Source organism: Variovorax paradoxus NBRC 15149, assembly GCF_001591365.1.
GTDB lineage: Bacteria > Pseudomonadota > Gammaproteobacteria > Burkholderiales > Burkholderiaceae_C > Variovorax > Variovorax paradoxus.
Map to the genome: position 1 here is coordinate 3165000 of NZ_BCUT01000001.1, position 23898 is coordinate 3188897.

The 23898-nt window shown below is 69.1% G+C and carries 22 protein-coding genes; 13 read left to right on the forward strand and 9 right to left on the reverse strand.

The genetic code is table 11. The features are described from left to right. Positions 1–54 precede the first annotated feature (54 nt). Entirely contained in the window at positions 55–432 is a 378-nt protein-coding gene (locus VPA02S_RS14815) for a YXWGXW repeat-containing protein (protein ID WP_015867551.1), read from the forward strand. Positions 433–459: 27 nt separating this feature from the next. On the opposite strand, the gene purU is transcribed toward VPA02S_RS14815, so the two are convergent. Continuing rightward, positions 460–1317, reverse strand: a complete 858-nt coding sequence (gene purU, locus VPA02S_RS14820; protein WP_062364324.1) for a formyltetrahydrofolate deformylase — start codon at positions 1315–1317, stop codon at positions 460–462. A 67-nt stretch (positions 1318–1384) separates the two neighbouring features. Between purU and aptA the strand changes: the two genes are divergently transcribed. Then, positions 1385–2719: an omega-aminotransferase AptA gene (gene aptA, locus VPA02S_RS14825; protein WP_062364326.1), complete on the forward strand. Its 1335-nt coding sequence runs from the start codon at positions 1385–1387 to the stop codon at positions 2717–2719. Positions 2720–2756: 37 nt separating this feature from the next. On the opposite strand, the gene VPA02S_RS14830 is transcribed toward aptA, so the two are convergent. Then, positions 2757–3527 (reverse strand): ChaN family lipoprotein, encoded by a 771-nt coding sequence (locus VPA02S_RS14830; protein WP_081247536.1) that lies wholly within the window; start codon positions 3525–3527, stop codon positions 2757–2759. 126 nt (positions 3528–3653) lie between these two features. Between VPA02S_RS14830 and VPA02S_RS14835 the strand changes: the two genes are divergently transcribed. Then, a complete protein-coding gene (locus tag VPA02S_RS14835) occupies positions 3654–4715 on the forward strand; it encodes an AbrB family transcriptional regulator (RefSeq protein ID WP_062364330.1) in 1062 nt (353 codons plus the stop codon). A gap of 77 nt (positions 4716–4792) precedes the next feature. On the opposite strand, the gene VPA02S_RS14840 is transcribed toward VPA02S_RS14835, so the two are convergent. Both VPA02S_RS14840 and VPA02S_RS14845 read right to left on the reverse strand, forming a co-directional pair. Further along, entirely contained in the window at positions 4793–5104 is a 312-nt protein-coding gene (locus tag VPA02S_RS14840; RefSeq protein ID WP_018907341.1) for a BTH_I0359 family protein, read from the reverse strand. Positions 5105–5191: 87 nt separating this feature from the next. Further along, positions 5192–6424 carry a DUF3108 domain-containing protein gene (locus VPA02S_RS14845; RefSeq protein ID WP_062364331.1) on the reverse strand — a complete coding sequence of 411 codons (1233 nt, stop codon included), beginning with the start codon at positions 6422–6424 and terminating at the stop codon, positions 5192–5194. A 134-nt stretch (positions 6425–6558) separates the two neighbouring features. On the opposite strand from VPA02S_RS14845, the gene VPA02S_RS14850 reads away from it, so the two are divergent. The 3 genes from VPA02S_RS14850 to VPA02S_RS14860 all read left to right on the forward strand — a co-directional run bounded on the left by VPA02S_RS14850 (position 6559) and on the right by VPA02S_RS14860 (position 9376). Next, positions 6559–7626, forward strand: coding sequence for a fumarylacetoacetate hydrolase family protein (locus VPA02S_RS14850; RefSeq protein ID WP_062364333.1), 1068 nt, complete (start codon positions 6559–6561; stop codon positions 7624–7626). Positions 7627–7703: 77 nt separating this feature from the next. Then, the gene (locus VPA02S_RS31710) at positions 7704–8315 is read left to right on the forward strand and encodes a DUF6088 family protein (protein ID WP_062364335.1); all 612 of its coding nucleotides are present in this window, start codon (positions 7704–7706) and stop codon (positions 8313–8315) included. A gap of 5 nt (positions 8316–8320) precedes the next feature. Beyond that, positions 8321–9376 (forward strand): nucleotidyl transferase AbiEii/AbiGii toxin family protein, encoded by a 1056-nt coding sequence (locus VPA02S_RS14860; protein WP_162269815.1) that lies wholly within the window; start codon positions 8321–8323, stop codon positions 9374–9376. A gap of 25 nt (positions 9377–9401) precedes the next feature. Here VPA02S_RS14860 and VPA02S_RS14865 read toward each other — a convergent pair whose 3' ends face one another. Then, positions 9402–10190, reverse strand: coding sequence for a LuxR C-terminal-related transcriptional regulator (locus VPA02S_RS14865; RefSeq protein WP_062364336.1), 789 nt, complete (start codon positions 10188–10190; stop codon positions 9402–9404). 82 nt (positions 10191–10272) lie between these two features. On the opposite strand from VPA02S_RS14865, the gene VPA02S_RS14870 reads away from it, so the two are divergent. From VPA02S_RS14870 to VPA02S_RS14880, 3 genes are read left to right on the forward strand one after another with little or no spacing between them, the layout of a single operon-like run. Further along, positions 10273–12066, forward strand: a complete 1794-nt coding sequence (locus tag VPA02S_RS14870; RefSeq protein WP_062364338.1) for an FAD-dependent monooxygenase — start codon at positions 10273–10275, stop codon at positions 12064–12066. Then, on the forward strand, positions 12063–12293 hold the full coding sequence (locus tag VPA02S_RS14875) for a hypothetical protein (RefSeq protein ID WP_062364340.1): 231 nt from the start codon (positions 12063–12065) through the stop codon (positions 12291–12293). Before VPA02S_RS14870 ends, VPA02S_RS14875 begins: the two co-directional genes overlap by 4 nt. 3 nt (positions 12294–12296) lie before the next feature. After that, complete coding sequence (locus tag VPA02S_RS14880; protein WP_062364342.1) at positions 12297–13271, forward strand: Bug family tripartite tricarboxylate transporter substrate binding protein; 975 nt, start codon at positions 12297–12299, stop codon at positions 13269–13271. 31 nt (positions 13272–13302) lie between these two features. On the opposite strand, the gene VPA02S_RS14885 is transcribed toward VPA02S_RS14880, so the two are convergent. Next, positions 13303–14517, reverse strand: a complete 1215-nt coding sequence (locus tag VPA02S_RS14885) for a toxin-antitoxin system YwqK family antitoxin (protein WP_018907344.1) — start codon at positions 14515–14517, stop codon at positions 13303–13305. After that, positions 14514–14927 (reverse strand): VOC family protein, encoded by a 414-nt coding sequence (locus tag VPA02S_RS14890; RefSeq protein ID WP_062364344.1) that lies wholly within the window; start codon positions 14925–14927, stop codon positions 14514–14516. Before VPA02S_RS14890 ends, VPA02S_RS14885 begins: the two co-directional genes overlap by 4 nt. A 108-nt stretch (positions 14928–15035) precedes the next feature. On the opposite strand from VPA02S_RS14890, the gene VPA02S_RS14895 reads away from it, so the two are divergent. The 4 genes from VPA02S_RS14895 (at position 15036) to VPA02S_RS32370 (ending at position 19923) form a co-directional block, all read left to right on the forward strand. Next, on the forward strand, positions 15036–16196 hold the full coding sequence (locus VPA02S_RS14895; RefSeq protein WP_244883468.1) for a TraB/GumN family protein: 1161 nt from the start codon (positions 15036–15038) through the stop codon (positions 16194–16196). Positions 16197–16207: 11 nt separating this feature from the next. Next, positions 16208–16579: a DUF2946 family protein gene (locus VPA02S_RS14900; protein ID WP_025569475.1), complete on the forward strand. Its 372-nt coding sequence runs from the start codon at positions 16208–16210 to the stop codon at positions 16577–16579. A 115-nt stretch (positions 16580–16694) separates the two neighbouring features. Further along, complete coding sequence (locus tag VPA02S_RS14905; RefSeq protein ID WP_062364498.1) at positions 16695–18977, forward strand: TonB-dependent receptor; 2283 nt, start codon at positions 16695–16697, stop codon at positions 18975–18977. Between the two features lie 37 nt (positions 18978–19014). After that, entirely contained in the window at positions 19015–19923 is a 909-nt protein-coding gene (locus tag VPA02S_RS32370) for a copper chaperone PCu(A)C domain-containing protein (RefSeq protein ID WP_062364348.1), read from the forward strand. A gap of 16 nt (positions 19924–19939) precedes the next feature. Here the strand turns inward: VPA02S_RS32370 and VPA02S_RS14915 are convergent, their stop codons facing one another. After that, positions 19940–21691, reverse strand: a complete 1752-nt coding sequence (locus VPA02S_RS14915; protein WP_062364350.1) for a phospholipase D family protein — start codon at positions 21689–21691, stop codon at positions 19940–19942. 93 nt (positions 21692–21784) lie between these two features. Next, positions 21785–23692 (reverse strand): ATP-binding cassette domain-containing protein, encoded by a 1908-nt coding sequence (locus VPA02S_RS14920; protein WP_018907346.1) that lies wholly within the window; start codon positions 23690–23692, stop codon positions 21785–21787. Positions 23693–23898 lie beyond the last annotated feature (206 nt).

Here is a 23898-nt window from a genome sequence, read left to right on the forward strand (position 1 = left end):
GCTTCACATGGGTTGGTCAGCATGAAGGCTCCAACCACTCATGAGGGGATCCCCATGAAAAAACTCGCAATGACCCTTTCCGTTGCCGCTGCTTCGCTGTTCTCGGTGGGTGGCGCGCTGATGGTGCCGACCGCCGCCCAGGCGCAGCCCGGGGTGTATGTCGAAGTGCCGCCGCCCCCGCCCCGCCACGAGCGCATTCCGCCGCCGCGCCGCGGCTACGTGTGGGCGCCGGGGCACTATGAATGGCGCGGTGGAAACCATGTGTGGGTCCGGGGCATGTGGGTGCGCGCCCGCCCGGGCTACGCCTACCGTCCGCCGGAATGGCGCGAGCGCGATGGCCGCTGGGAATACCGCCGCGGCTATTGGGACCGCGACCGCGACGGCGTGCCGAACCGCTACGACCGCCGCCCGGACAATCCGAACCGGTATTGACTAGCGGTATGCCTGGACGGGCGCCGCCTACCGGAACACGACCGTGCGGTGCCCGTTCAACAGCACGCGGTGCTCGCTGTGCCACTTCACCGCGCGGGCCAGCACCTGGCTCTCGGTGTCGCGGCCGCGGGCCGTGAGGTCCTCGACCGTATCGGTGTGGTCGGCGCGCGCCACGTCCTGCTCGATGATCGGGCCTTCGTCGAGGTCGGCCGTCACGTAGTGCGCGGTGGCGCCGATGAGCTTCACGCCGCGGTCGTGCGCCTGGTAGTAGGGCTTGGCGCCCTTGAAGCTGGGCAGGAACGAGTGATGGATGTTGATGGCCCGGCCCGCCAGGCTCTTGCACAGGCCGTTGCTCAGGATCTGCATGTAGCGCGCGAGCACCACGAGTTCGGCGCCCTCGGACTCGATGATCTCCAGCTGTTTTGCTTCGCCCTGCGCCTTGGTGGCGGCCGTCACGGGAATGTGATGGAAGGGCACGTTGTAGCTGGCGGCCAGCTGGTAGAAGTCGCGGTGGTTCGAGATGATGGCGCGCACGTCGATGGCCAGCAGCCCGCTCTTCCAGCGGAACAGCAGGTCGTTCAGGCAGTGGCCTTCCTTGCTGACCAGGATCACGGTCTTCATGGGCTCGGCCGCGGCGTGCAGCTGCAGGCTCATGCCGAAGCCGGCGCCGAAGGTGGCGAGCTGTTCGCGCAGCGCCGCCTCGGGGTGGTCGATGCAGGCGAAGCGCACGCGCATGAAGAACAGGCCCGTGTCGTGGTCGTTGTACTGGGCGGCTTCCTCGATGTTGCCGCCGCGTTCGAGCAGGAAGCCCGAAACGGCATGCACGATACCCGTCCGGTCGGGGCAGGAGAGGGTCAGGATGTAAGCGGGCGTTGTGGTCGTCATGAGGGGCACGATTGTCGCAGGGGTGCCAGAATGCCGTTTTTTGGTGCGCGTTAAGCAGGAGCAATCGATGGCTTATCAGGACTTCAACATGGGCAACCAGTGGTTGCCCTTCACTCCCAACCGCCACTTCCAGAAAGACCCCCGCGTTTTCGTGGCCGCCGACGGCATGGAGTTCACCACGCACGACGGCAAGAAGGTGATCGACGGCATCTCGTCGCTCTGGTGCGTGGGCGCGGGCCACAACCGCAAGCCCATCAACGAGGCGATCAAGAAGCAGCTGGACACGCTGGACTACGCCACCGCCTTCCAGGTCAGCAACGACAAGGCCTTCAAGGCGGCCGAGATGATCGCCTCGCTGGCGCCCGGCGACCTCAACAAGGTGCTGTTCTGCAATTCGGGCTCCGAGGCGGCCGACACCTCGATGAAGGTGGCGCTGGCCTACCACCGCGCGCGCGGCGAGGGCCACCGCAACGTGTTCATCGGCCGCGAGAAGGGCTACCACGGCGTGGGCTTCGGCGGCATGTCGGTGGGCGGCATCCCGGGCAACCGCAAGGTGTTCGGCTCGGCCTTCCTGCCGCGCGTGGACCACATGCGCTTCATCCACGATCCGGTGAACCATGCCTACATCCACAACGAGGAGCCGGTGTGGGCCGAAGACCCGCTGGTCGAACTCGAAACGCGCATCCTGCCGCTGCACGATCCGAGCAACGTCGCCGCGATCATCGTCGAGCCGGTGGCCGGTTCGGCCGGCTGGTACCTGCCGCCCAAGGGCTACCTGAAGCGCCTGCGCGAGATCTGCGACAGGCACGGCATCCTCTTGATCTTCGACGAGGTCATCACCGGCTTCGGCCGCATGGGCACCAACTTCGCGTCGGACTATTTCGGCGTGGTGCCCGACATGCTGAACTTTGCCAAGTGCGTGACCAACGGCGTGATTCCGCTGGGCGGCGTGATCTGCCGCGACAAGCTCTACGACGCGATGATGAAGACCGACGCGCCCGAGCACGTGGTCGAGTTCTTCCATGGCTACACCTACTCGGGCCATCCGGTGGCCTGCGCCGCCGCCATTGCCACGCTCGACCTGTTCAAGGAAGAAAACCTGTTCGCGCGCGCCGGCGAAATGGGCAAGGTGCTGGGCGATGCCTTCCACAGCGCCTTCAAGGGCCTGCCGAACGTGGTCAGCATCCGCAGCCTCGGCCTGGCCGCCGCGGTGGAGCTCGCGCCCATCGCGGGCATGCCGGGCAAGCGCGCCTACGACATCTTCCTGGACTGCTTCCACAAGGGCGCGCTGGTGCGGCCCGCGGGCGACGTGCTGGTGATTGCGCCGCCCTACATCGTGGAGAAGCAGCACATCGACACGCTGGTCAACACGCTCGCGGATTCGATCAGGAAGTTCGCCTGAGCCGGCGCGCGGCCTTCATCCAGGGCGATGGCCGCGGCTATCGGGTGCGCATGTCCGCGCAGTAGTCCTTCGGCGGCAGCGGGGCCGTGCGCCAGACGGCGTCGTAGGCTTCCTTGTCCTGCTCCTCGTCCGGCGATTCGCCGGCCTGCAGCCGCACCGACTTGACCGACACGTCGGTCGGCAGGTGCTGCGGCACGCCCAGCACCTTGGTGGCATGGCCCGCGCCGCTGACCAGCAGCACCGTCTTGCCCGGCTGGCGCGCCTTGACGATGGCCTGCGCCATGGCGCGGTCGCGCCCCACCTGGATGCGCGTCATCGGCACGATCTGCGGCTCGGGCAGCAGCTTGCAGTGGCCTTCGCGCACGGCGTCCTGCTGCGCGGTGTAGGCCTCGCCGTTGAGCTGCACGTCGAGCGAGACGTCGGCCATGGCGTTCTTCATGCGCGAACGCGGCAGGTTGGCGCCGATGACGGGCACGCCGGCGCGCACCGCGGCCATCACCACGGGGCCGTAGCTCTGCCAGGGCCAGGCTTTGTCGTTCCAGGCCAGCGCGTCGCGCACCTGCGCATCGGTGGCCACGGCGTCGAGGCGGAGGGTGCTGTGGCCTTCCTCGGCCATTTCGAGCAGCAGCGCGGCCAGCTGGCCCCGGCTGGCCAGCGCCTGGACGGTTTCGCGCTCGATCGCATGGTGCTCGGGGGCGTCGTGCTGCTCGCCGAGGATCAGCGCGTCCACCGGCAGCAGCGCCGCCGCGCGCCGCGCCACCGGCGCATCGGGGCCGTCCTGAAACGCGGTGCAACCCGCAAGGGCCATGACAGCGAACAGGGGCAGCAGCAATCGGGAAGCCCGTGCGGAAAAGGGTTGGCATCGCATCGCGCCATACTATGCGCTGGCGCTCGCACGCAGTGCCATCCAATTCCGCTTCTTCCCTTCCTGCCCGTGTCTCTCCGCTTCCTGGTTCGCGTGCTGGCCACGCTGTTGCTCGCGCTCGCCGCGGCCGAAATCTGCCTCGCCCTGCACACCCCACTGCCGTGGATGATCGGCCCGCTGCTGGCGGTGTCGCTGGCGTCGATTGCCGGCGCGCCCACGGCCAGCTTCACGCCGCTGCGCAATGCCGGGCAATGGACCATCGGCACGGTGCTGGGCCTTTATTTCACGCCGCAGGTGGTGGCGCTGGTGGCCGGCGTCTGGTGGGCCATTGCGCTGGCCATCGCCTGGGCCCTGCTGCTCGGCTGGGGGTTCGGGCGCTGGCTGCATGGGCTGCACGCCCGGCGAATGCCGCATGTGCCGGACAGCTCCATGAGAGCCACGACTTACTTCGCTGGCGCCATCGGCGGCGCCTCCGAGATGACGCTGCTGGCCGAATCGGCCGGCGCGCGCACCGACCTCGTGGCCGCGGCGCACAGCCTGCGGCTGGTGGTGGTGACCATCGCCATTCCGTTCGCAATGCAGTGGAGCGGCCTGCACGGGCTCGAAGTCAATCCGTCCACGGTGCGCGAAGTGAATGCGGGCGGGCTCCTGCTGCTCGCGCTGGCCACCGCCGCCGGCGGGCTTGCGATGCGGGCGCTGGGCCGCACCAACCCCTGGTTCATGGGGCCGCTGGTGGTGGCGATGGGTTTCACCATCGCCGGCCAGCCGCTGTCGGCCGTGCCCGGCTGGATGTCGAACACCGCGCAGCTCGTGATTGCGGTCAGCCTGGGCGTGCGCTTCAGCCGCGAATTCCTGCACACGGCGCCGCGCTGGCTGGGATCGGTGGCGCTGGGCACCGTCGGCATGCTGGTGCTGTGCGCGGGGGCCGCCTGGCTGCTGGCCTGGGCGACGGGGCTGCACCCCGCCACCATGATCCTGGGCACTTCGCCGGGCGGCATTGCCGAGATGTCGATCACCGCCAAGGTGCTGCAGCTGGGCGTGCCGGTGGTGACGGCGTTCCAGGTCTGCCGGCTGGTGGCGGTGCTGTTGCTCGTGGGGCCGATGTACCGATGGATTTACCAACGGAAATGAGCGGCAGGCGCTGAAAAGACGCAAAAAAAGCGCCGCTCGGGCGCTTTCTTGTTCGGGCGGGCGGGGAACCCGGGTTTTCAGTGCACCAGCACCGGCGTGTGCGCCAGCTCGGCATAGCCCTCGAGCGTGTCTTCCACTTCTTCCTGCGTGGGCGTGTTGAGCTGCCAGGCGGCGATCTGCTGCTGGAACAGTTCGGCCCAGGAACCGTCGAGGTAGACCTCCTTGCCCGAGCGCTTGTCGACGATCTCGAAGCCGTGGCGTTCCAGCACCGGGACGTTGGGCTGGTCCGGGGCGTCGCTTTCGTTCGGCTGCACGTGCACGACGACGAAGGACTCCGAGTCATAGAGCATGTTCATTGCGGGGCCTGTGAGGATGTCGATGGCGTTCATGGGGTTTAGATAGCAATCAACGCGCCAGTTTCAAGAAGGGTTGTCGCATTGCGGTCACAACGGTGTTTCTTTACCTCATTTGTACTATCAGCTGGACGGCCCCGCGGGAAGGGATTCGCGCAACTGCATGTCGGCGAAATCGCCGTTGGGCTGTGTCTGTTTCATCCGCACCGGCAGGTACCCCAGCGCCGGCGCGAGCCAGATCTCGATCTTGTCGTCGAACTCGCGCCGCGGGCTGCGCGTGAGCTTGCGCACGGCGTAGTCGCCCGCCGGCACGCTCATCTGCTCCTCGCCCTCGATGTTGAACACCCAGACGCCCGCGTCGCGCGGCCCGGCGGTCTGGATGGAAATGCGGCTGCCGGCCGGGTAGCGGCCCGGATCGCCCGCCAGCATGCCGCCCAACTGCATCACCACGCTGAGCCGGTCCTGCGCGCCGGGCAGCAGGGGCACGCTGGGCGCGTTGTTGCTGAACATGATCTGGCCCTGGTCGCGCAGGAAGTGCGAGGCGACCTCGCCCTTGCGGCTCTCCGAAAAGCGCGCCGGCTCGATGCCGGTGGGGCCGATCCGGCCGGTGCTGTGCTGGCTGCGGATGGTCCGGAACAGGAATTTGAGCGAGAGCCGGGCGTCGTAGCTGCTGCCGTCCTGCAGCCAGACCAGGTCGCCGAAAACGCCCTGCATCGGCGAGGCGCCCTGCTGGCCCGTGACCGCGAAGGCGAGCTTGACCGAACCGGGGATGCGCAGCGCTTCGGGTCCGACGACATTGCCCGCTGCGGCGCTGGCGGCGCCGGCAGCCTCGCCGGGCGCGCCGTTTCCGACGCCGGCGTTGGCCGTGCTGCCCGCCCCGCCCAGTGCCGCGCCTGCCGGGGCGCTGGCCGGCTGCTCGGCAGTTGGCGCTCCTGAATCGGTAGCGTTCTGCGCCGTGAGGTCGGGCGTCTGTGCGGGGGGCGCCGGGGGCTGTTCCGAAACCTGGGGCGCCGGCTGCGGCACCGGCTCGGGTGGTGGTGGCGCCACCGGCCGGGGCCTGGAGGGTTCGCGCGGCCGGCGCGGCTTTGCGGGCGGCGGCGGCTTGGCCTCGGCCACCGGCGCTGCGGCGGCCGGCGCGGCCGGTTTTTCCGCGGCCGGCGGCGCAATCACGATGGTCCGGGTGATGAACTTGTTCGCGAGCGGCGAGGGGTCGGGCCCGATCGCCGTGGGCGCGAGGTCCAGCAGCAGCACGTGGGCCAGCGCCACCGCCAGCGTCAGCCCGGCCAGCGCCCGCCATGACGGGCGTGCGGGCGGGGCGGCGGAGGACGGCAACTGGGAGGCGACAAGCGTCGGCATGAGGTGGTGGAGTGGGCGCCGGTGCCGAGGTTCACCGGGAGCACCTCGGTACACTGCCGCCCGTTCAACCAGTTTAGTGGGCGCGGCGCCGGCTCTCGTGTTCGCGCCGTGTCCTTCATCACGCATTTGCCATCATGAAACTCGCCACCCTGAAGGACGGCTCGCGCGACGGCCAGCTCGTCGTCGTCTCGCGCGATCTCACGCTCGCCCACTACGCCACCGGCATTGCCAGCCGGCTGCAGCAGGTGCTGGACGACTGGGGCTTCATGAGCCCGCAGCTGCAGGACCTGTACGACGCGGTCAACACCGGCCGCGCACGCCATTCCTTCCCGTTCGACCCCGTCCAGTGCATGGCGCCGCTGCCGCGCGCCTACCAGTGGGCCGACGGTTCGGCCTATCTGAACCATGTCGAGCTGGTGCGCAAGGCGCGCAATGCCGAAGTGCCCGAGAGCTTCTACCAGGACCCGCTGATGTACCAGGGCGGCAGCGACGACTTCCTCGGCCCGACAGACGACGTGGTCGTGCCCAGCGAAGCCATGGGCATCGACTTCGAGGCCGAGATCGCGGTGATCACCGGCGACGTGAAGATGGGCGCCACGCCCGACCAGGCGCTCGACGGCATCCGCCTGGTGATGCTGGCCAACGACGTGAGCCTGCGCAACCTGATCCCTGCCGAGCTGGCCAAGGGCTTCGGCTTCTTCCAGAGCAAGCCGGCCACCGCCTTCGGCCCCGTGGCCGTGACGCTCGACGAGATCGGCGAAGCCTGGCAGCACGGCCGCGTGCACCTCACGCTGCAAAGCAGCTGGAACGGCCGCAAGGTCGGCATGTGCGACGCCGGGCCCGAGATGACCTTCCATTTCGGCCAGCTCATCGCCCACATCGCCAAGACGCGCAACGTGCGTGCCGGCAGCATCGTCGGCAGCGGCACCGTGAGCAACAAGGGCGTGGAAAAGAACGGCCAGATGGACTGGCCCAAGGGCTATTCGTGCATTGCCGAGAAGCGCTGCATCGAAACCATCCAGGGCGGCGAGCCCGTGACCGAATTCATGAAGTTCGGCGACACCATCCGCATCGAGATGAAGGGGCTCGATGGCCGCTCGCTGTTCGGCGCGATCGACCAGGAAATCGTGTCGGCGGCGGGGCGGCCGAAGGTGGCGTCGGTGTCGCTGGTCGATCCGTCATCTGAAGTCTCGGACGATTGAAGCAGCGCGCTTTCTGGGTTGTGAAAAGCTGAATGCCTTGTTTTTGCCACGAATAACTGCTATTTTTCGTGGCAAAAATGGGAAAGCACACCGATTCCGTCGACTCGCTTGTCCTGGCACGGTTGCAATCGCACGACGCCGGCTGGGTGTTCACGCCTACGGACTTCATGGACCTGGGCAGCAGGACCGCAGTGGCCACCGCCCTCAAGCGCCACAAGGCCCAAGGGGTGATCCGCCTGCTGGGCCGCGGGCTCTACGACGTGCCGCGCGAGCATCCGGTGCTCGGCCTGCTGTGGCCGTCCATCGAAGCGGTGGGAAAGGCACTCGAGCGCAAGGACGGTCTTCGGCTGCAGCCTTCGGGCGCGTACGCAGCCAATCTGCTCGGCCTGTCGGAGCAGGTGCCGGCCAAGGTGGTGTTCCTCACCGATGGTGCGACGCGCACGGTCAAGGTCGGGCCGACTCAGATCACGCTGAAGCGCACCACGCCCCGCAACATGGCGGCGGCCGGTCGGCTGAGCGGCCTGCTGGTCCAGGCTTTCCGCAATCTGGGCGCGGCGCACATCACGCCGGAGCGCATCGAGCGTCTGCGCAGGAATCTGCCGGCCGCGCAGCGGGGTGAACTGGTGAAGGATCTGGCCTTGGCGCCGGAATGGATGCGCGCCCATTTCGTCGAACTCGCGAAACCCTGAGCACCATGCCCACGCGCCATCTCGGCCCCGCATTCGCGACGCTCTCGACGGAAGATCGAACCTTGGCCATTGCCGACGCTGCGGTGCGCACCGGTGTGTCGACAGTCATCCTCGAAAAGGACTTCTGGGTCACTTGGCTGCTGGGGCTGCTCTTCGCATTGCCCGAGGTGGCTGCGCACCTGGTCTTCAAGGGCGGTACGTCGCTCTCGAAGGCCTACGGCGTGATCGATCGATTTTCGGAAGACATCGATCTTTGCCTGGTGCCCGATTTTGTCGGTGCCGATGCGGCCGCCTTCGATGCGCTGGACAGCCGCACGCGCCGCGATGCCGCGGTGCTGGAAATGCAGCAGATGTGCGGCATCAAGACACAGGAAGTCGTGCAGCCGGTGCTGGAAACAGGCATCCGCAAAGCACTGGGCGAACCGCAAGTTGGCAACGCATGGCTGCGCTATGAAGTGGATGCCGCTGCGCGCTCACCCGTCATCTACTTTCGCTATCCCGCGCAGGAGCACGCCGGTTTTGCCTATATCCAGCGCGAGGTCAAACTCGAACTCGGCACGCTGACCGACCAGCAGCCGACCGGGCGCTACCCGATCCGTCCGCTGGTCGCCGACGCTTTTCCGGCGCTCTTCGGCGACTGGCAGTGCGAGGTCACCACGCTCGCGCTGGAGCGCACTTTCTGGGAGAAGGCGACGATCCTGCACTCGGAGTTCCACCGTCCGCCGGACCAGCACATGCCGGATCGCTACGCGCGCCACTACTCGGACATGGCGCGCCTGCTGGAGCGTGAAGATGCGGCGCGCCACCTGGCCGATGCGGCGCTGTGCGCGCACGTGGTCGACTGGAAGAGCCGCGTGTTTCCCCGTGCCTGGGCTCGCTATGACCTCGCGCGGGCCGGCAGCTTTCGCCTGGTGCCGGCCGAATCGCGGCGCACTGCGCTGGCGCAGGACTACATGGCCATGCAACAGATGTTCATCCGCACGCCGCCGGCTTTCGACCAGGTGCTCGATCGTCTTGCCCGGGCCGAAGCACGGCTCAACGCGGGCAAGAACGCTCCCTGACGGCAAGCGCAATGCCAGGTGGGCGCTACAGGACTTTTTCCGGCGCCCGCAGCAGCAGTTCCTTTTGGCTGCGTATCCCCAGCCGCCGGAACGCCCGGTACTGGTGGGTGCGCACCGTCGTCGGTTCGATGCCGATTTCGCGCGCCGCTTCCTTGGCTGTGCGGCCGGCCATCAGGTGGCCGATGACTTCGCGCTCGCGCAGGCTCAGGGTGAGAAGGCGCGAGGCGAGCGTGGGCGCCACCGCTTCGCGGGCGGCCATGGCGCTGCGGCCGTGGGCCAGCGTGGCGTCGGCCAGGAGCGTGGCGTGGCGCTCGATGGCCGCGAAGTCGGCGGCGCCGAATTCGGGCTGCGCGAGGCTCCGGTAGAAGCTCACGGCCACGCGCTGGCCGGTGGGCATGAGGCGCAGCACCGACGCGCGCTCGCGGATGCCCACGTCGCCGTAGCAGGCCGCGCGGTAGGCCGGGTCGGCCACCTCGTCGGCGCGCTGGTGGCCCAGCCAGAGTTGCGCGCGCCGGGGCAGCTTGCGCGCCGCCAGCCAGGTCATGTTGGGATCGAGCAGGTCGAAGCGCTGCGCCACGTAGCGCTCGGCCGTGCGTTCGGCCGTGGTGCCGTAGCTGCTGGCGGCCGACACCGCCTCGATGCGGCCGGTGGCGTCGACCGCGAACACGGTGCAGAAGGTGACGGGCATCACGCGGTGCATGGCCGCAAGGCAGCTGGCCGCCAGGTGCGGCGTGCCGATGCCCGCGAGCACGTCGCCGGCGAGGGCGGCGGACAGCATGGTGTCCGCGGCGGGCTGGATGCGCCAGCGTCTCATGGGGGAAGCACAAGGGCAGGGTAATTACTTCGTACGAAGTTATGACAATGGCCGGCGCCGCGCATCGGGACAATCCCGCTGCATGATGACGAACCCCACCGCTCCGGCCACCGCGCCGCCGCCCGGCGCACGGGCCGCCGATGCCGCCAGCGGCCCGGTGCCGCCGCCGGCCAGCGCCACCGAGCTGCCGCCTTCCGTCGGCGCCTTTCACTACACGCGCTACCCGGCGCGCACGCCTGCGCTCGGGCACGACGGCATGGAGCCCGGCCGCCATCCGGTGGTGATCGCGGGCGGCGGCCCGGTCGGCATGGCGCTGGCGCTGGGGCTCGCGAACCACGGCGTGCGCAGCGTGGTGCTCGAGGCCGACGGCACGGTGTGCGTGGGCAGCCGCGCGGCCTGCATCTCGCGGCGCAGCCTGGAGATCATGGAGCGGCTCCATGTGCTGCCGGCTTTCATGGCCAAGGGCCTGCCGTGGACCGGCGGGCGCAGCTTCTACAAGACGGCCGAGGTGTTCCGCTTCGAGATGCCGCACGACGAGCGCCAGAAGCTGCCGCCGATGATCAACCTCGAGCAGTACTACATCGAGCAGTACCTGCTGGACGAGATCCTCCGCCGCAACGAGGCGTCGCCGGGGCTCGTCGACATCCGCTGGGGCACCGAGCTCACCGGCCTCGCGCAGGACGAAGAGGGCGTGACGCTGGACGTGCGCAACCCCGAGGGCGCCTACCGGCTGCGCGGCCAGTGGCTTGCCGCCTGCGATGGCGGCCAGAGCTTCGTGCGCAAGGCGCTCGGGCTCGCGCTCGAGGGCACGGGCTACGAAGGCCGCTACGTGATCATCGACATCGAGCTGCACAGCACGCACCCCACCGAGCGCCGCGCCTGGTTCGACCCGCCGTGGAACCCGGGCTCGACCGTGCTGATGCACCGCCAGCCTGACGACATCTGGCGCATCGACTACCAGCTGCGCGCGGGCCAGGGCACCGAGGACGCGTTGAAGCCGGCGGCCGTGGCCGAATTCGTGCAGCGCCACCTCAACGCCATCGGCGAAGGCCACCTGCCATGGAAGACGGTCTGGACCTCGGTCTACCGCGCGGGCGCGATGACGCTCGACAGCTACCGCCACGGCCGCGTGCTGTTCGCGGGCAATGCCGCGCATGCGATGCCGATCTTCGGCGTGCGCGGCCTCAACTCGGGCTTCGACGATGCGGACAACCTGGCCTGGAAGCTGGCCTTCGTGGCGCGCGGTCTGTCGGATGCGTCGCTGCTCGACTCCTACTCGCAGGAGCGCATCGCGGCTTTTCACGTCAATGCCGAGAACGCCATGCGCAGCACCGAGTTCATGTCGCCGCCGTCGCGCGGCTTCGACCTGCTGCGCGAGGCCGCGCTTTCGCTGTCGCAGGTGCACCGCGGCATTGCGCAGCTGATCAACCCGCGCCAGACCCAGGCCGTGCGCTACGCGGATTCGGCGCTGTCGAGCGAAGGCGATGCGCTGGCTGCGGGCCCGCTGCCCGGCGAGGTCATGGCCGAGCAGCAGCTCGAGCAAGGCCACCTGACCGACTGGATCGGGCCGGTCTTCACGCTGCTGGTGCTCCAGCCGGGTGCCGATGCCGTGCCGCTGCCGGACGATGAACTGGCACAGGCGCTTGGCGGCGCGCTGCCGTTCGCGGTGCCCACCATTGCAGGCCCGGGCATCGCAGGCGCCGACGCGCACGCCGGCCCCGACGTGTTCGAGGCGCTGGGCGCGCGCGATGGCGCCGTCTACCTGCTGCGCCCCGACGGCCATGTGGCCGCGCGCTGGCGGCGCTTGCCGGGCGGCGCATTGCAGGCCGCATTGGCCCGCGCTGCAGCCGCCGCTTCCACGGAGATTGCCAGATGACCACACCGCTTTCATCCGACGCGCGCGACCGGCTCTATGCAGAGTGCGCGCGCGCCATCACCGAGGCCGGTGCCGAGCGCGAATCGCTGTTTCTCGCCCGCCTCGCGCTGCTGCTGTTCGAGCAGGTCGGCGACGAGGCGCGCTGCCGCGCCGCGCTGGCCGACGCACTGCACGCGCTGCCCGTACCATCGCTGTCCGCAACCGAACCACTACAAAAAGGAGACTGATCCATGGATCGCCGCACCCTTCTCGCCACGCTCGCCTCCGGCGCCGCCGTGGCCGCCGCGCCCTTTGCCCGCGCGCAGGACTACCCCGCGCAACTCATCAAGTGGGTGGTGCCCTATCCGGCCGGCGGCGGCACCGACGTGATCGCACGCGTGCTGGCCGAGGCCATGCGCCAGACGCTGGGCCAGCAGATCGTGGTCGACAACCGCCCCGGCGCCTCGACCAACATCGGCGCCGACCTCGTCGCCAAGAGCAAGCCCGACGGCTACACCATCCTCTCGGCGGACAACGCCGTGCTGGCCTTCAACGAGCACCTGTTCAGCAAGCTGCCGTTCAATCCGGAGAAGGACTTCACCTACATCGGCGCGATCGGCAAGTTCCCGCTCGCGCTGGTGGTGCATCCCGACTTTCCGGCCAAGAACTTCAAGGAGTTCCTGGCCTACGTGAAGGCCAATCCGGGCAAGGTCAACTACGCCTCGCCGGGCAATGGCTCGCCGCACCACCTGGCCATGGAAATGTTCAAGGCCCGCACCGGCACCTTCATCACCCACATTCCCTACCGCGGCGCGGCGCCCGCCATGGCCGACGTGATGGGCGGCCAGGTGCCGTGCATGTTCCTCGACCTGGCCTCGGGCCTGCCGATCATGCAGGGCAACAAGGTGCGCGTGCTGGCCATCGGCTCGGGCGCGCGCAGCAAGACGCTGCCCAGCGTGCCGACGCTGGCCGAAGTGGGCGTGCCCAACACCGAGGTGTTCGCGTTCCAGGGCATCCTCGGCCCGGCGGGGCTGCCGCCCGCGGTGGTCGCCAGGCTCAACAGCGAGCTGAACCGCGCGTTCGGTACGCCGGCCGTGCAGAAGCGCTTCGACGATTTCGGCATGGAAGCCATGCCGGGCACGCCGGCGCAGTTCGCGGCGCTGTCGCGCGCCGAGTCGAAACGCTGGGGCCCGATCATCAAGCAGGCCGGCATCAAGCTGGATTGATGAAGCCTGCGCGGCCCCGGGGTGCGCCGTGCTACTGCGTGTAGGCCTTGCGCGAGCCGTCCTCGAGCACGTGCTCGTCGTGCTGCAGTTCGCCGTTCTCGTCCCAGCTGCGCTCGCGCGTCACGCGGCCCTTGGCATCGAAGCTCGATTCCGCCAGCAGGTTGCCCTTTTCGCTGAAGCGCCGGTGCGTGCCCACCGGCACCTGGCGCCCGCGGCCCGCCACCAGGTAGCGGCCGTGGGCGGCGCGCTGGCCGCTCTCGTAGAACTCGGTGATCTCGACCGTGCGCGCATTGCCGCTTCCGCGGTAGACCGACTTGCTGCGCGGCCGGCCATTGAGGTGGTAGCTGTCGTCGCCGATCGGTTCGCCCGCCGGGTTCCATCGCTGGTCACGGATCAGCGTTCCCTTTTCGGAGAACTCCTGCTCGCGTTGCCGCACCGCGCTGCGCTCGACCAGCAGCCACACCGTTTCGCGGCGCTTCACGCCCTCGGACGAAAACTGGCGCTCGGTGCGCTGGCTGCCGACGATCTCGTCCTGCACGGAAGGCTTGCCGTTGTCGTAGAAGCTCTGCGAACGCACCCGCTTGCCCGACAGGTACGACAGCCGCGAGCGCAGGATGCCGCCCGCATCGAACAGCTCGACCTGCGACGGCCCGCTGATGAACCCGCACAGCCGGGCGTCGTCGACGGCCGGCGCCAGCATGGGCGTTTCGCCGCAGCGCAGGGCCGACATCTGGCCGCGTTCGGTGAACTCGACGAAGGCGCGGTCGGTGCCGACGGCTGGATAGAAGGTGACGCGGCGCAGCTGCCCGCCCGGGTAGAAGCTGCGCACCAGGCCCTGCTCCTGTCCGTCGTCGTAGACCGCCTCGCGCACGACCTGCCCGTTGGGCGCGAACTCGCGGGCGAGGCCGTGGATGTGGCCCTTGGCGTTGAGCGTGTGCTCCCTGGCCAGCTTGCCTTTTTCATAGAAGCGCGCCAAGCCCATGAAGACGCCGTTCTGGATCTGCTGCTCGCGCTGGAGTTCGCCGGTTTCGCGCTCCTTGCAGCGCATCAGCCCCGTCTTGCCCGCGGTGCTGCTGCCGTCGGATGGATCGGCCTTGCGGTCGTTGAGCTCGCAATCGATGGCCGCGTGGGCGGTGCCCGCCGCAAAAAGAAGCCACAGTACCGCCGCCGCGGCGCGCAATGCGGCGGCGCCGGCGCCCGCAGAGGCTGCGAGCCAGCCCGGGGCGGCTCGGGGCGGAGGGTTCATTTGTCGTAGAGCGCTGCCAGGGAACGAAAGCCCTTGGCCTCGATCGGATTGCCGAACGGGTCGCAGAAGAACATGGTCCACTGCTCGCCCGGCTGGCCCTCGAAGCGCACCTGGGGCTCGAGCACGAACTCGATCTCGGCGGCCTTCAGCCGCTTCGCGAGCGCCTGCCAGTCGGGCAGCGCGAGCACGATGCCGAAGTGCGGCATCGGCACCATCGCGTCGCCGACGCGGCCGGTGCGCGTGGTGGCGAAGGGTTCGCCCAGGTGCAGCGAGATCTGGTGGCCGAAGAAGTCGAAATCGACCCATGTGTCGGTGCTCCGGCCCTCGGCGCAGCCCAGAACCTGGCCATAGAAGCGGCGGGCCGCGTCGAGATCGCGGACGTGGAAGGCAAGATGGAAGATGCTCTGCATGTTCCGGATTATGGGCAGCGGTGCTGTGAGAATGCCGGACTTTCTTTCATCGTGGAGCAAGCCTTGCGGATACTCCGGATCCTGGTTGCGCCGAGGCGCGACACCCTTTTGAAGACCAAGACGCCCGCGCGTGCGTCCCTGCTTTCGCGCCTGCCGCGCCTCGCGCTGGCCGGCGCCTGCTGCGTCTTCGCGCTGGCGGCGCAGGCCGCCTGCCCGCCGTCCGCCATTGCCAGTCTCGGGAAGCCCGGCGCGGCCGTCGGCCAGTGGAACGCGGCCGACCGCGGCCTGCTGTGGCGCGCCGAGCGCGACGGGCGCACTTCCTGGCTCTACGGGACCATTCATCTCGGGCGCGCCGAGTGGGTGCGGCCCGGCCCTACCGTGCAGAAGGCGCTGGAGCAAAGCGACGCGCTGGCGCTGGAACTCGATGTGCGCGACCCGGTCGCGATGCAGCCCCTGACGCAGCAGGCCGATCCGGCCGTGGTCGCGCGGCTGCTCAGTGGCGAGCGCGCACAGCGGCTGGCGCGCCAGAACGAGGCCGCCTGCGTGCCGCCCGGCCAGGCCACGGGGCTGCAGCCCATCCTGCAGGTCATGGCGCTGACCGGCCTGGTGGCGCGCGCCGACGGCCTGTACCCCGAGTTCGGCGCCGACGAGGCGCTGGCCGTCTCCGCACGCAACAACAACAAGCCGGTGTTCGCCCTCGAAAGCGCGGCCGCGCAATTGAAGATGCTGACCGGCGACTCCGAGGCCGAGGAGGCCGAGCAGATCGACGCAGCCCTGAGCGAACTGGAATCGGGCCAGCTGCGCGCGCAGATGAAGGAGCTGGCCGACATCTGGGCACGCGGCGACGCGGACAAGCTCGGCCGCTATCCCGAATGGTGCAACTGCCTCAACACGCCCGCCGAGCAGCGGCTCATGAAGCGCCTGCTGGACGACCGCAACCCGGGCCTGGCCGACGGCATCGAGCGCATGCACGCGGGCGGCAAGCGCGTGTTCGCCGCCGTGGGCGCGCTGCACATGGTCGGGGCGCAGGGGCTGCCGGCGCTGCTGGCGGCGCGCGGCTTCAAGGTGGAGGCGGTCCCGCTGGTGGCGCAGCCGCCCGCCGCGGTGCCGACCGCACCCGCGCCCAAGGCGAGCGCCCGCGGCGCGCAAGGGGCCAGGAGCCATCGCGGTGCCAAGGCTTCCGGCGCCAAGGCCTCGGGCACCCGGAGTTCGGGCAATGCCAAGTCCGCCCAGCGCGCACCGGCACCAAAGAACAAACAGCGCCGATAATCGCCAACGCCATGCACCTGCTGCGAAACCACCCCCGCTTCCTCGGCCTCGTCGGCCGCTGGGTGCTGCTGTGGTTCGCGCTCTCGATCGGCGCGGCGGTGGCCTCGCCGATCGTGCATCCGCAGGCCGTCGAACTGGTGTGCTCGAGCGCCGGTTCGATCAAGGCGGTGGTCCACACCGAAGACGGCGTGCAGGAGATGGGCGCCTCGCACATGGACTGCCCGCTGTGCGTGCTGACCGGCGCGCCGCCGCCGTCGCCGGCCGCTGCCGCTTTCGACCTTCCGCTGCCGCTCGGCCGCGTGGTCCAGTCCATTCCCGCCGCGCGCCTGGCCGCGGCCACCGCCGCGCCGCTGCCGGCGCGCGGGCCTCCCGCCTTCTCCTGAAGCTGTCAAAACCGTAGCTGCGTGCGCCCGATCGACGGTGCATGCGGCCTGTCCGGCTTGAAGTTCGTGGAGCAGGTTCCCAGTGACAAAGCATTCCCGCGCCATGGCGATCGCCATGGCATTTCCCCTTGGCGCGCCCGCGTGGGCGCAGGACGCGCCTGATCCATCCGGCGGCAGCGGTGCGCGCACCCTGAGCACCGTCACGGTCAGCGGCGGCCGCCCGACCTCGCTGCCGACCCAGATTCCGACCACCATCGAGGGCGTGACGCACGAGCAGATCGCCGAAACCGTCAACGCCACCGACGGCGAAGACGCGCTCAAGTACCTGCCCAGCCTGGTGGTGCGCAAGCGCTACATCGGCGATTTCAACCATGCGGTGCTTGCCACGCGCGCCTCCGGCACGGGCAACAGCGCGCGCTCGATGGTGTATGCCGACGGCATCATGCTGTCGAACCCGCTGGGCAACGGCGCCACCTACGCGCCGCGCTGGGGCATGGTCTCGCCCGAGGAGATCGAGCGGGTCGACGTGCTGTACGGGCCGTTCTCGGCGGCCTATCCGGGCAACTCGGTCGGCGCCGTGGTCGACTACGTGACGCGCATGCCCACGAAGCTCGAAGCGCACGCCAAGCTCAGCGGCTTCGCCTCCAACTTCGACCTGTACAACAGCCACTCCTCGCCCGCCGGCCAGCAGCTCGAGCTCTCGCTGGGCAGCCGCAGCGGCGACTGGTCATGGTGGCTCAGCGCCTCGCGCACCCACAGCAAGGGGCAGGCGCTGGTGTTCGGCAACCGGCTCGCGAGTGCCGGCACCCTGGGCAATGCCGGCACGCCGGTCACCGGGGCGGTACTGGGGCTGAACCCGTCGAACCAGCCCTGGTGGCTGGTAGGCGGCTCGACGATCTACGACACCACGCAGGGGCAGGCCAAGCTCAAGCTGGCCTACGATTTCTCGCCCACGGTGCGCGCCACCTACACGCTGGGCACCTGGAACAACACCACGCACGGCAGCGTCGACACCTACCTGCGCGATGCCTTCGGCCGGCCGGTGTATTCGGGGCGCGTCAACATCGCCGGGCGAAGCTACAACCTCGATGCGCCGAGCGCCGCGCTGGCGCCGACCGAAACCGCGCTCACCCACTACATGCATGGCCTCTCGGTGAAGAGCCACACCGGCGGGGTGTTCGACTGGGAGCTGTCCGCGAGCCTGTTCGACTATGCGCGCGACACCTCGCGCACGCCCACCACGCCGCTGCCCGGCGCCTTCAACGGCGGACCGGGCCGCACCACCGACATGGGAGGCTCCGGCTGGCACACCTTCAAGGCCGCCGGCACATGGCGGCCCACCGGCTCGGCCGAGGGCGTGGGCGCGCACGTGGTCGACTTCGGCTTCCAGCAGGACACGGCCCGCCTGCGCACCGGCGTCGGCAACACGCTCGACTGGATCGCCGGGCCGGCCGTGTCCCCGTTCTCCGCCTTCAACGGCAACACCCGATTGCAGTCGCTCTACGTGCAGGACACCTGGCGCTTCGCCAAGGACTGGAAGACCACGCTCGGCCTGCGCCACGAACGATGGGAGGCCTACGGCGGCCAGCTCGGCAGCGCGACGAAGCTGCTCGACTTTGCACCCCGCAGGAACAGCTACGACTCGCCCAAGGCCGCCCTCGCCTGGCAGGCCACGCCGGACTGGCTGCTCAAGGCATCGACCGGCCGGGCGGTGCGCATGCCGACGGTGAGCGAGCTCTACCAGGGCTCGATCGACGGCAACCGCATCGTCAACACCGATCCGAACCTGCGGCCGGAGCGCTCGTGGACGGCGGAGCTCAGCGCCGAGCGCGACCTGAAGGGCTGGGGGCTCGACGGCGTGCTGCGCACCACGCTGTTCTTCGAGAACACCAAGGACGCGCTCTACAGCCAGGCCCTCACCAATCTGGTCAGCACGGTGCAGAACGTCGATGCCATCCGCACCCGCGGCCTGGAGGTGGCGCTCAACGCGGTCGACGTGGGCGTGAAGGGGCTGGACCTGAGCGGCAGCCTCACGCTGACGCGCTCGAAGATCGCGGCCAACAGCGGTTTTCCCGCCAGCGTCGGCCGCGAGCAGCCGCGCGTGCCGAAGCTACGGGCCACGCTGCTCGCCACCTACCGGCCCGACGCCAGATGGAGCTACACCGTGGGCGCACGCTACAGCGGCAAGCAGTACGGCACGCTCGACAACAGCGACGGCAACAGCGCGGCCTACATGGGCTTCTCGAAGTTCTTCGTGGTCGACGCGCGCATCCGCTACCGGATCGACCGGCAATGGAGCGCGGCCTTCGGCATCGACAACCTGAACAACAACAAGTACTGGGCCTTCCACCCCTATCCGCAACGCACCTACGTGGCCGAGCTCAAGTTCGACCTCTGATTCCTTTCAACCGATTTTTCTTCAAGGAGTTCCCGCAATGAACCACCCGCGCACCATCCTCAAGACCGCCGCCGCCTGCGCCCTGCTGGCAGGCACGGCCGCCGCGTTCGCCCATGTCACGCTGCCGCGGGGCGGCGCCACTGTCGGCAGCGACTACAACGCCGCCTTCCGCGTCGGCCATGCCTGCGAAGGCGCCAAGGCCACCACCGGCCTGGCGGTGCGCCTGCCCAAGGGCTTCCTGCTGAGCGACGCGCAGGCGCGCAAGGGCTGGAAGCTCGACGTGCAGAAGAACGCCGGCGACGGCGAAGTGCGCTGGACCGCCGAAAGCCCGCAAGCCGCGCTGCCCGCCGGCGAGCGCGCCGAGTTCGTGCTGCGCGGCAAGGTGCCGGGCACGCCCGGCCCGCTGTGGTTCAAGGTGCTTCAGACCTGCGACGTGGGCAGCATCGACTGGGCGGAGGTGCCGGCCTCGGGCAGCTCGACCGCGGGGCTCAAGAGCCCTGCCGCCAGGCTCGACGTGGTGGCACAGGGCGTGGCCACGGTCGACGTGCGCGACGGCTGGGTGCGCCAGTCGGTGCCGGGCCAGAGCGGCACCGGGGCCTTCATGAAGCTCACCGCGCCCACCGGCACCAAACTGGTCGGCATCACGACGCCGGCCGCCGGCGTGGCCGAGGTGCACGAGATGAAGATGGAAGGCGACACCATGAAGATGCGCGAACTGCCGGGCGGCCTCGACCTGCCTGCCGGCCAGACCGTCGAGCTCAAGCCGGGCGGCAACCACGTGATGATGATGGACCTGAAGCAGGCGCTGGCCAAGGGATCGACCGTGCCGATGACGCTGCGTTTCGAGGATGCCAAGGGCCAGAAGAGCTCGCTCGAGCTGAACCTGCCGGTGGGCGCGCCCGAAGGGGCCGACACCGCCGCGCCGGCCCATCAGCACAAGCACTGACACTGACGCCGGCGCCCTACAGCAGCTGGTCCGGCGCCAGCGGACCGAACAGCCGCAGCAGCAGGCGCAGGGTCAGGCTGGCGTCGGGCTCGGTGGAGGTGTCGTTCAGCCCGCTGCCTTCGGGCGCTCGCCAGACCAGCGAGCCGCCGTCCAGCTCGACCCGCCACGAACCCTCGCGCATGCCGCGCTCGATCTGGGCGGAGGCCGCGCGCGAGAGCTCGGCGCTTCGCACGAGCAGGGCGATCTCGGTGTTCTGCAGCTGCGAGCGCAGGTCCAGGTTCATCGAGCCGACCACCAGCAGCCGGCCGTCCATCACCAGCACCTTCGAATGCAGCATCGAGCGCGATTCGCCGAGGCTGCCGCCGCTGCCCGACGAGCCGAAGGCATTGCCGACGCTGGCCTGCTCGCTGCGCAGCTCGTAGAGTTCCACGCCCACTTTGAGCAGGTCCTCGCGATGGCGGGAGTAGCCGACATGCGCCACCGGCGCGTCGTTCGACGACAGCGAGTTGGTCAGCACGCGGATGCGCACGCCCCGCCCCCGCGCCGCTGCAAAGGCCTGCATCATGTCCGGGCCGGGCACGAAATAGGGCGAGATGATGAGCAGGTCGCTGCGGGCCTGGCCGATCAGCTGCAGCAGGCCTTCGACCACCGTGTCGCTGCCCGCGGCCAGGTCGGAGCTGGCTTCGAGCGCCGCCGCGCGCCGCGACGAGCTGGCGGCGTCCCCCGGCTGGCTCACGACCAGGCCCGGGGCTCTCGTCTTCTCGGCGCCCTTGTCGGCCGGGATCTTTCCGGGCTGGTCGGCGAGCATCACCGCGGGCGCCCAGACGAAACGGGCGGTTCGCAGGTCCATCGGTTTTTCGTCCCAGGCGCGGGCGAGCTGTGCCGGCGTCGGGGCGGCGCCGTCCTTCGGTTCTGTTCCGGGCGCGGGCGGCGGGGGGGCCGGCGGCGGCGAGTTCTGCGCCCGGGCCGACTCGTCGGCCAGTTCCCGGTCGGCCTGCTGCGCGCGCTCGCGGATGGCCTCCAGCTCGCTGCGCTTGACCAGCGACTGGACCGGATAGGCGCGTTCGTTGTTCCAGTAGCTGTCGAAGCTGCGCGACAGGTCCCGCACGATCGGCCCGGCCGCCAGGATGTCGACGTCGATGTAGTTGCCCTTCAGCGCATTGCCGAAATAGGCATCGCCCAGGTTGCGCCCGCCGGTGACGCCGAGCACGTTGTCGGCGAGGAAGAGCTTGTTGTGCATCCGCTGCTGGATCCGCGAGGCATCGCCGATCGAGTTGAAGACGCGCGCCAGCGAAGTCCCGCGCGCGCCGGCCAGCGGGTTGAACAGGCGCATCTCGATGTTCGGCACGAACGCCAGGCCCAGCACCAGCGCATCGCGGCCGGTGCTGTGCAGGTCGTCGAGCAGGATCCGCACCCGCACGCCGCGCTCGGCCGCCGCCCGGAGTCCCCGCACCAGCCGACCGGTGCTGGCGTCGGCATGGATGGCGTAATACTGCAGGTCGAGCGTTTTCTGCGCGCCTTCGATCAGCGCGAGCCGGCTGCCGTAGGCGGCAGGGGGGCCAGCGAGCAGCAGGAAGCCGGATTCGAAGCGCGCGCCGTCGGCCTTGCGCCTCTGTTGCACCAAGGCCTCCAGCGCGGTGCCGTTGGGCGAGGAGAGCGCGGTCGAGACCGGCCGGTCGACGTGCTCAGGCAGTTGTGCGCAGGCGCCCTGCAGGACGAGGACAAGAAGCGCAATGCTTCGGCCAAAGAGCGCGTAGAAGGAAGACATGCGGCGTTCCCGGAGCTTGGAAGCCGCATATATAGCCCAGTCGGCGCCGCTGCGGCGTGGGACGGCGGGACGGTCCGTCGTAGAACCAATGAACTAGCGCCCGGCGGACAGCTCTTCCTGGCGTTCCAGCGCCGCCAGCAGTTCGTCGTCGATCTGGGCGTGGCGCTGGCTCAACTCGGCCGCGCGCGAAGCGTCGCTGGCGTAGATCGCGCCGCCGTCGAGCTCGAGCATTTCGCCGATGCGCTTCTGCTCGGCCTCGAGCGCCTCGATCAGCGCCGGGAGCGCCTCGAGTTCGCGCTGTTCCTTGTAGCTGAGCTTCTTGCGGGCGGCGCCGGCCGGACGCGCGGGCGCCGGTTCGGCGGCGGCGGGAGCCGGTGCGGGCGGCGGGGCAGGCGGGGCGCCGGCGGCCTGCCGCTGCTCCGCGATCTCGCGCGCGCGCTTCGACTGGATCAGCCAGTCCTGCACGCTGCCCTCGTATTCGCGCCAGTGGCCGTCGCCCTCGAAGGCGATCGTGCTGGTCACTACGTTGTCCAGGAAGGTGCGGTCGTGGCTGACCAGGAACACGGTGCCGTCGTAGTCCTGCAGCAGGCCTTCCAGCAGTTCGAGCGTGTCGATGTCCAGGTCGTTGGTCGGTTCGTCGAGCACCAGCACGTTGGCCGGGCGCGCGAACAGGCGCGCCAGCAGCAGCCGGTTGCGCTCGCCGCCGCTCAGGGAGCGCACCGGCGAATTGGCACGCGCGGGGGAGAAGAGAAAGTCCGAGAGATAGCTCTTCACGTGCTTGCGCTGGCTGCCGATCTCGATCCACTCGCTGCCCGGGCTGATGAAGTCCTCCAGCGTCGCGTCCAGGTCGAGCTTGTCGCGCATCTGGTCGAAATACGCCACCTGCAGGTTGGTGCCGCGGCGGATCTTGCCGCTGTCGGGCTCGAGCTCGCCCAGGATCAGCTTGAGCAGCGTGGTCTTGCCCGCCCCGTTCGGGCCCAGCAGGCCGACCTTGTCGCCGCGCAGGATGGTGCCGGTGAACTTGCGGATCACGGTCTTTTCGCCGAAGGACTTGGTCGCCTCGGTGAGCTCGGCCACGATCTTGCCGCTGCTCTGGCCCGAGGCCACGTCCATGTTGACGCTGCCTTGCACTTCCCGGCGCGCCGCGCGGCTTGCGCGCAGGGCTTCCAGGCGGCTGATGCGGCTCTGGCTGCGGGTGCGGCGCGCCTCCACGCCCTTGCGGATCCAGATTTCTTCCTGTGCGAGGAGCTTGTCCGCCTTGGCGCTGATGACCGCTTCCTGGGCGAGCTGCTCTTCCTTCTGCAGCAGGTACTGCTCGAAATTGCCCGGGTAGGAATTCAGCTTGCCCCGGTCCAGCTCCACGATGCGGGTGGCCACGCGGTTGAGGAAGCTGCGGTCATGAGTGACGGTGACGACGCTTCCCTTGAAGTCGATCAGCAATTGCTCCAGCCATTCGATGGAGTCCAGGTCCAGGTGGTTGGTGGGTTCGTCCAATAGAAGAACATCCGGCGCGGCGACCAGCGCCTGGGCCAGCGCGACCCGCTTGCGGGTACCGCCGGAGAGCGAGCCGACCCGGGCGTTGCGGTCCAGGTGGAGCCGATGCAGCGTTTCTTCTACGCGCTGCTCCCAGTTCCAGGCGTCGAAAGCTTCGATCTGGGATTGCAGCGCATCCAGGTCCAGGCCCTCTGCACCTGAAAGATAGAGGTCCCGTATGGCGATGACCGGGGCCAGCCCCTGGCTTGCGGCCGTGAATACGTCCGCGTCCATGTCCAGCTGGGGTTCCTGGGCGACGAATGCGATGCGCAGGTTCTGCTGCAGCTGGAGGGTGCCGTCGTCCGTTTTCTCCAGGCCACCCAGTATCTTGAGCAGCGAAGACTTGCCGGCACCATTGCGCCCGATCAGGCCGATACGCTCCGATTCGAGAAGAGAGAAGTCCGCATGATCGAGCAGCGGGACGTGACCGAACGCGAGTTGGGCGTTGAGGAGTGTGATGAGTGCCATGTGGCATGGATTATCGGAGGAGCCTCCCTTTCCCTCCGGGGGCGGCGCGAAGCGCCGTCCCCGGAGGGAAAGGCTCCGACGCCGATTTTGTTCACGGCAGTCTTGCAGGACCCGGAATTTGGCATATACTCGTGGGCTCGGCTGACAACGCTGCAAAGCACTTCAGGCAGCCGCTCCCAGGAGCGGAAAGCAAGAAGATGAAAGTC

Bases quoted from the DNA above. Each gene is read 5' to 3' on its own strand.
- VPA02S_RS14915 (WP_062364350.1), bottom strand. From the start codon at position 21,691: ATGTCTTCCTTCTACGCGCTCTTTGGCCGAAGCATTGCGCTTCTTGTC.
- VPA02S_RS32370 (WP_062364348.1), top strand. From the start codon at position 19,015: ATGAACCACCCGCGCACCATCCTCAAGACCGCCGCCGCCTGCGCCCTG.
- VPA02S_RS14830 (WP_081247536.1), bottom strand. From the start codon at position 3,527: ATGGCCCTTGCGGGTTGCACCGCGTTTCAGGACGGCCCCGATGCGCCG.
- VPA02S_RS14840 (WP_018907341.1), bottom strand. From the start codon at position 5,104: ATGAACGCCATCGACATCCTCACAGGCCCCGCAATGAACATGCTCTAT.
- VPA02S_RS14875 (WP_062364340.1), top strand. From the start codon at position 12,063: ATGACCACACCGCTTTCATCCGACGCGCGCGACCGGCTCTATGCAGAG.
- VPA02S_RS14920 (WP_018907346.1), bottom strand. From the start codon at position 23,692: ATGGCACTCATCACACTCCTCAACGCCCAACTCGCGTTCGGTCACGTC.
- VPA02S_RS14850 (WP_062364333.1), top strand. From the start codon at position 6,559: ATGAAACTCGCCACCCTGAAGGACGGCTCGCGCGACGGCCAGCTCGTC.
- VPA02S_RS14865 (WP_062364336.1), bottom strand. From the start codon at position 10,190: ATGAGACGCTGGCGCATCCAGCCCGCCGCGGACACCATGCTGTCCGCC.
- aptA (WP_062364326.1), top strand. From the start codon at position 1,385: ATGGCTTATCAGGACTTCAACATGGGCAACCAGTGGTTGCCCTTCACT.
- VPA02S_RS14890 (WP_062364344.1), bottom strand. From the start codon at position 14,927: ATGCAGAGCATCTTCCATCTTGCCTTCCACGTCCGCGATCTCGACGCG.
- VPA02S_RS14815 (WP_015867551.1), top strand. From the start codon at position 55: ATGAAAAAACTCGCAATGACCCTTTCCGTTGCCGCTGCTTCGCTGTTC.
- VPA02S_RS14845 (WP_062364331.1), bottom strand. From the start codon at position 6,424: ATGCCGACGCTTGTCGCCTCCCAGTTGCCGTCCTCCGCCGCCCCGCCC.
- VPA02S_RS14880 (WP_062364342.1), top strand. From the start codon at position 12,297: ATGGATCGCCGCACCCTTCTCGCCACGCTCGCCTCCGGCGCCGCCGTG.
- purU (WP_062364324.1), bottom strand. From the start codon at position 1,317: ATGACGACCACAACGCCCGCTTACATCCTGACCCTCTCCTGCCCCGAC.
- VPA02S_RS14870 (WP_062364338.1), top strand. From the start codon at position 10,273: ATGATGACGAACCCCACCGCTCCGGCCACCGCGCCGCCGCCCGGCGCA.
- VPA02S_RS14905 (WP_062364498.1), top strand. From the start codon at position 16,695: ATGGCATTTCCCCTTGGCGCGCCCGCGTGGGCGCAGGACGCGCCTGAT.
- VPA02S_RS14860 (WP_162269815.1), top strand. From the start codon at position 8,321: ATGCCCACGCGCCATCTCGGCCCCGCATTCGCGACGCTCTCGACGGAA.
- VPA02S_RS14885 (WP_018907344.1), bottom strand. From the start codon at position 14,517: ATGAACCCTCCGCCCCGAGCCGCCCCGGGCTGGCTCGCAGCCTCTGCG.
- VPA02S_RS14900 (WP_025569475.1), top strand. From the start codon at position 16,208: ATGCACCTGCTGCGAAACCACCCCCGCTTCCTCGGCCTCGTCGGCCGC.
- VPA02S_RS31710 (WP_062364335.1), top strand. From the start codon at position 7,704: ATGGGAAAGCACACCGATTCCGTCGACTCGCTTGTCCTGGCACGGTTG.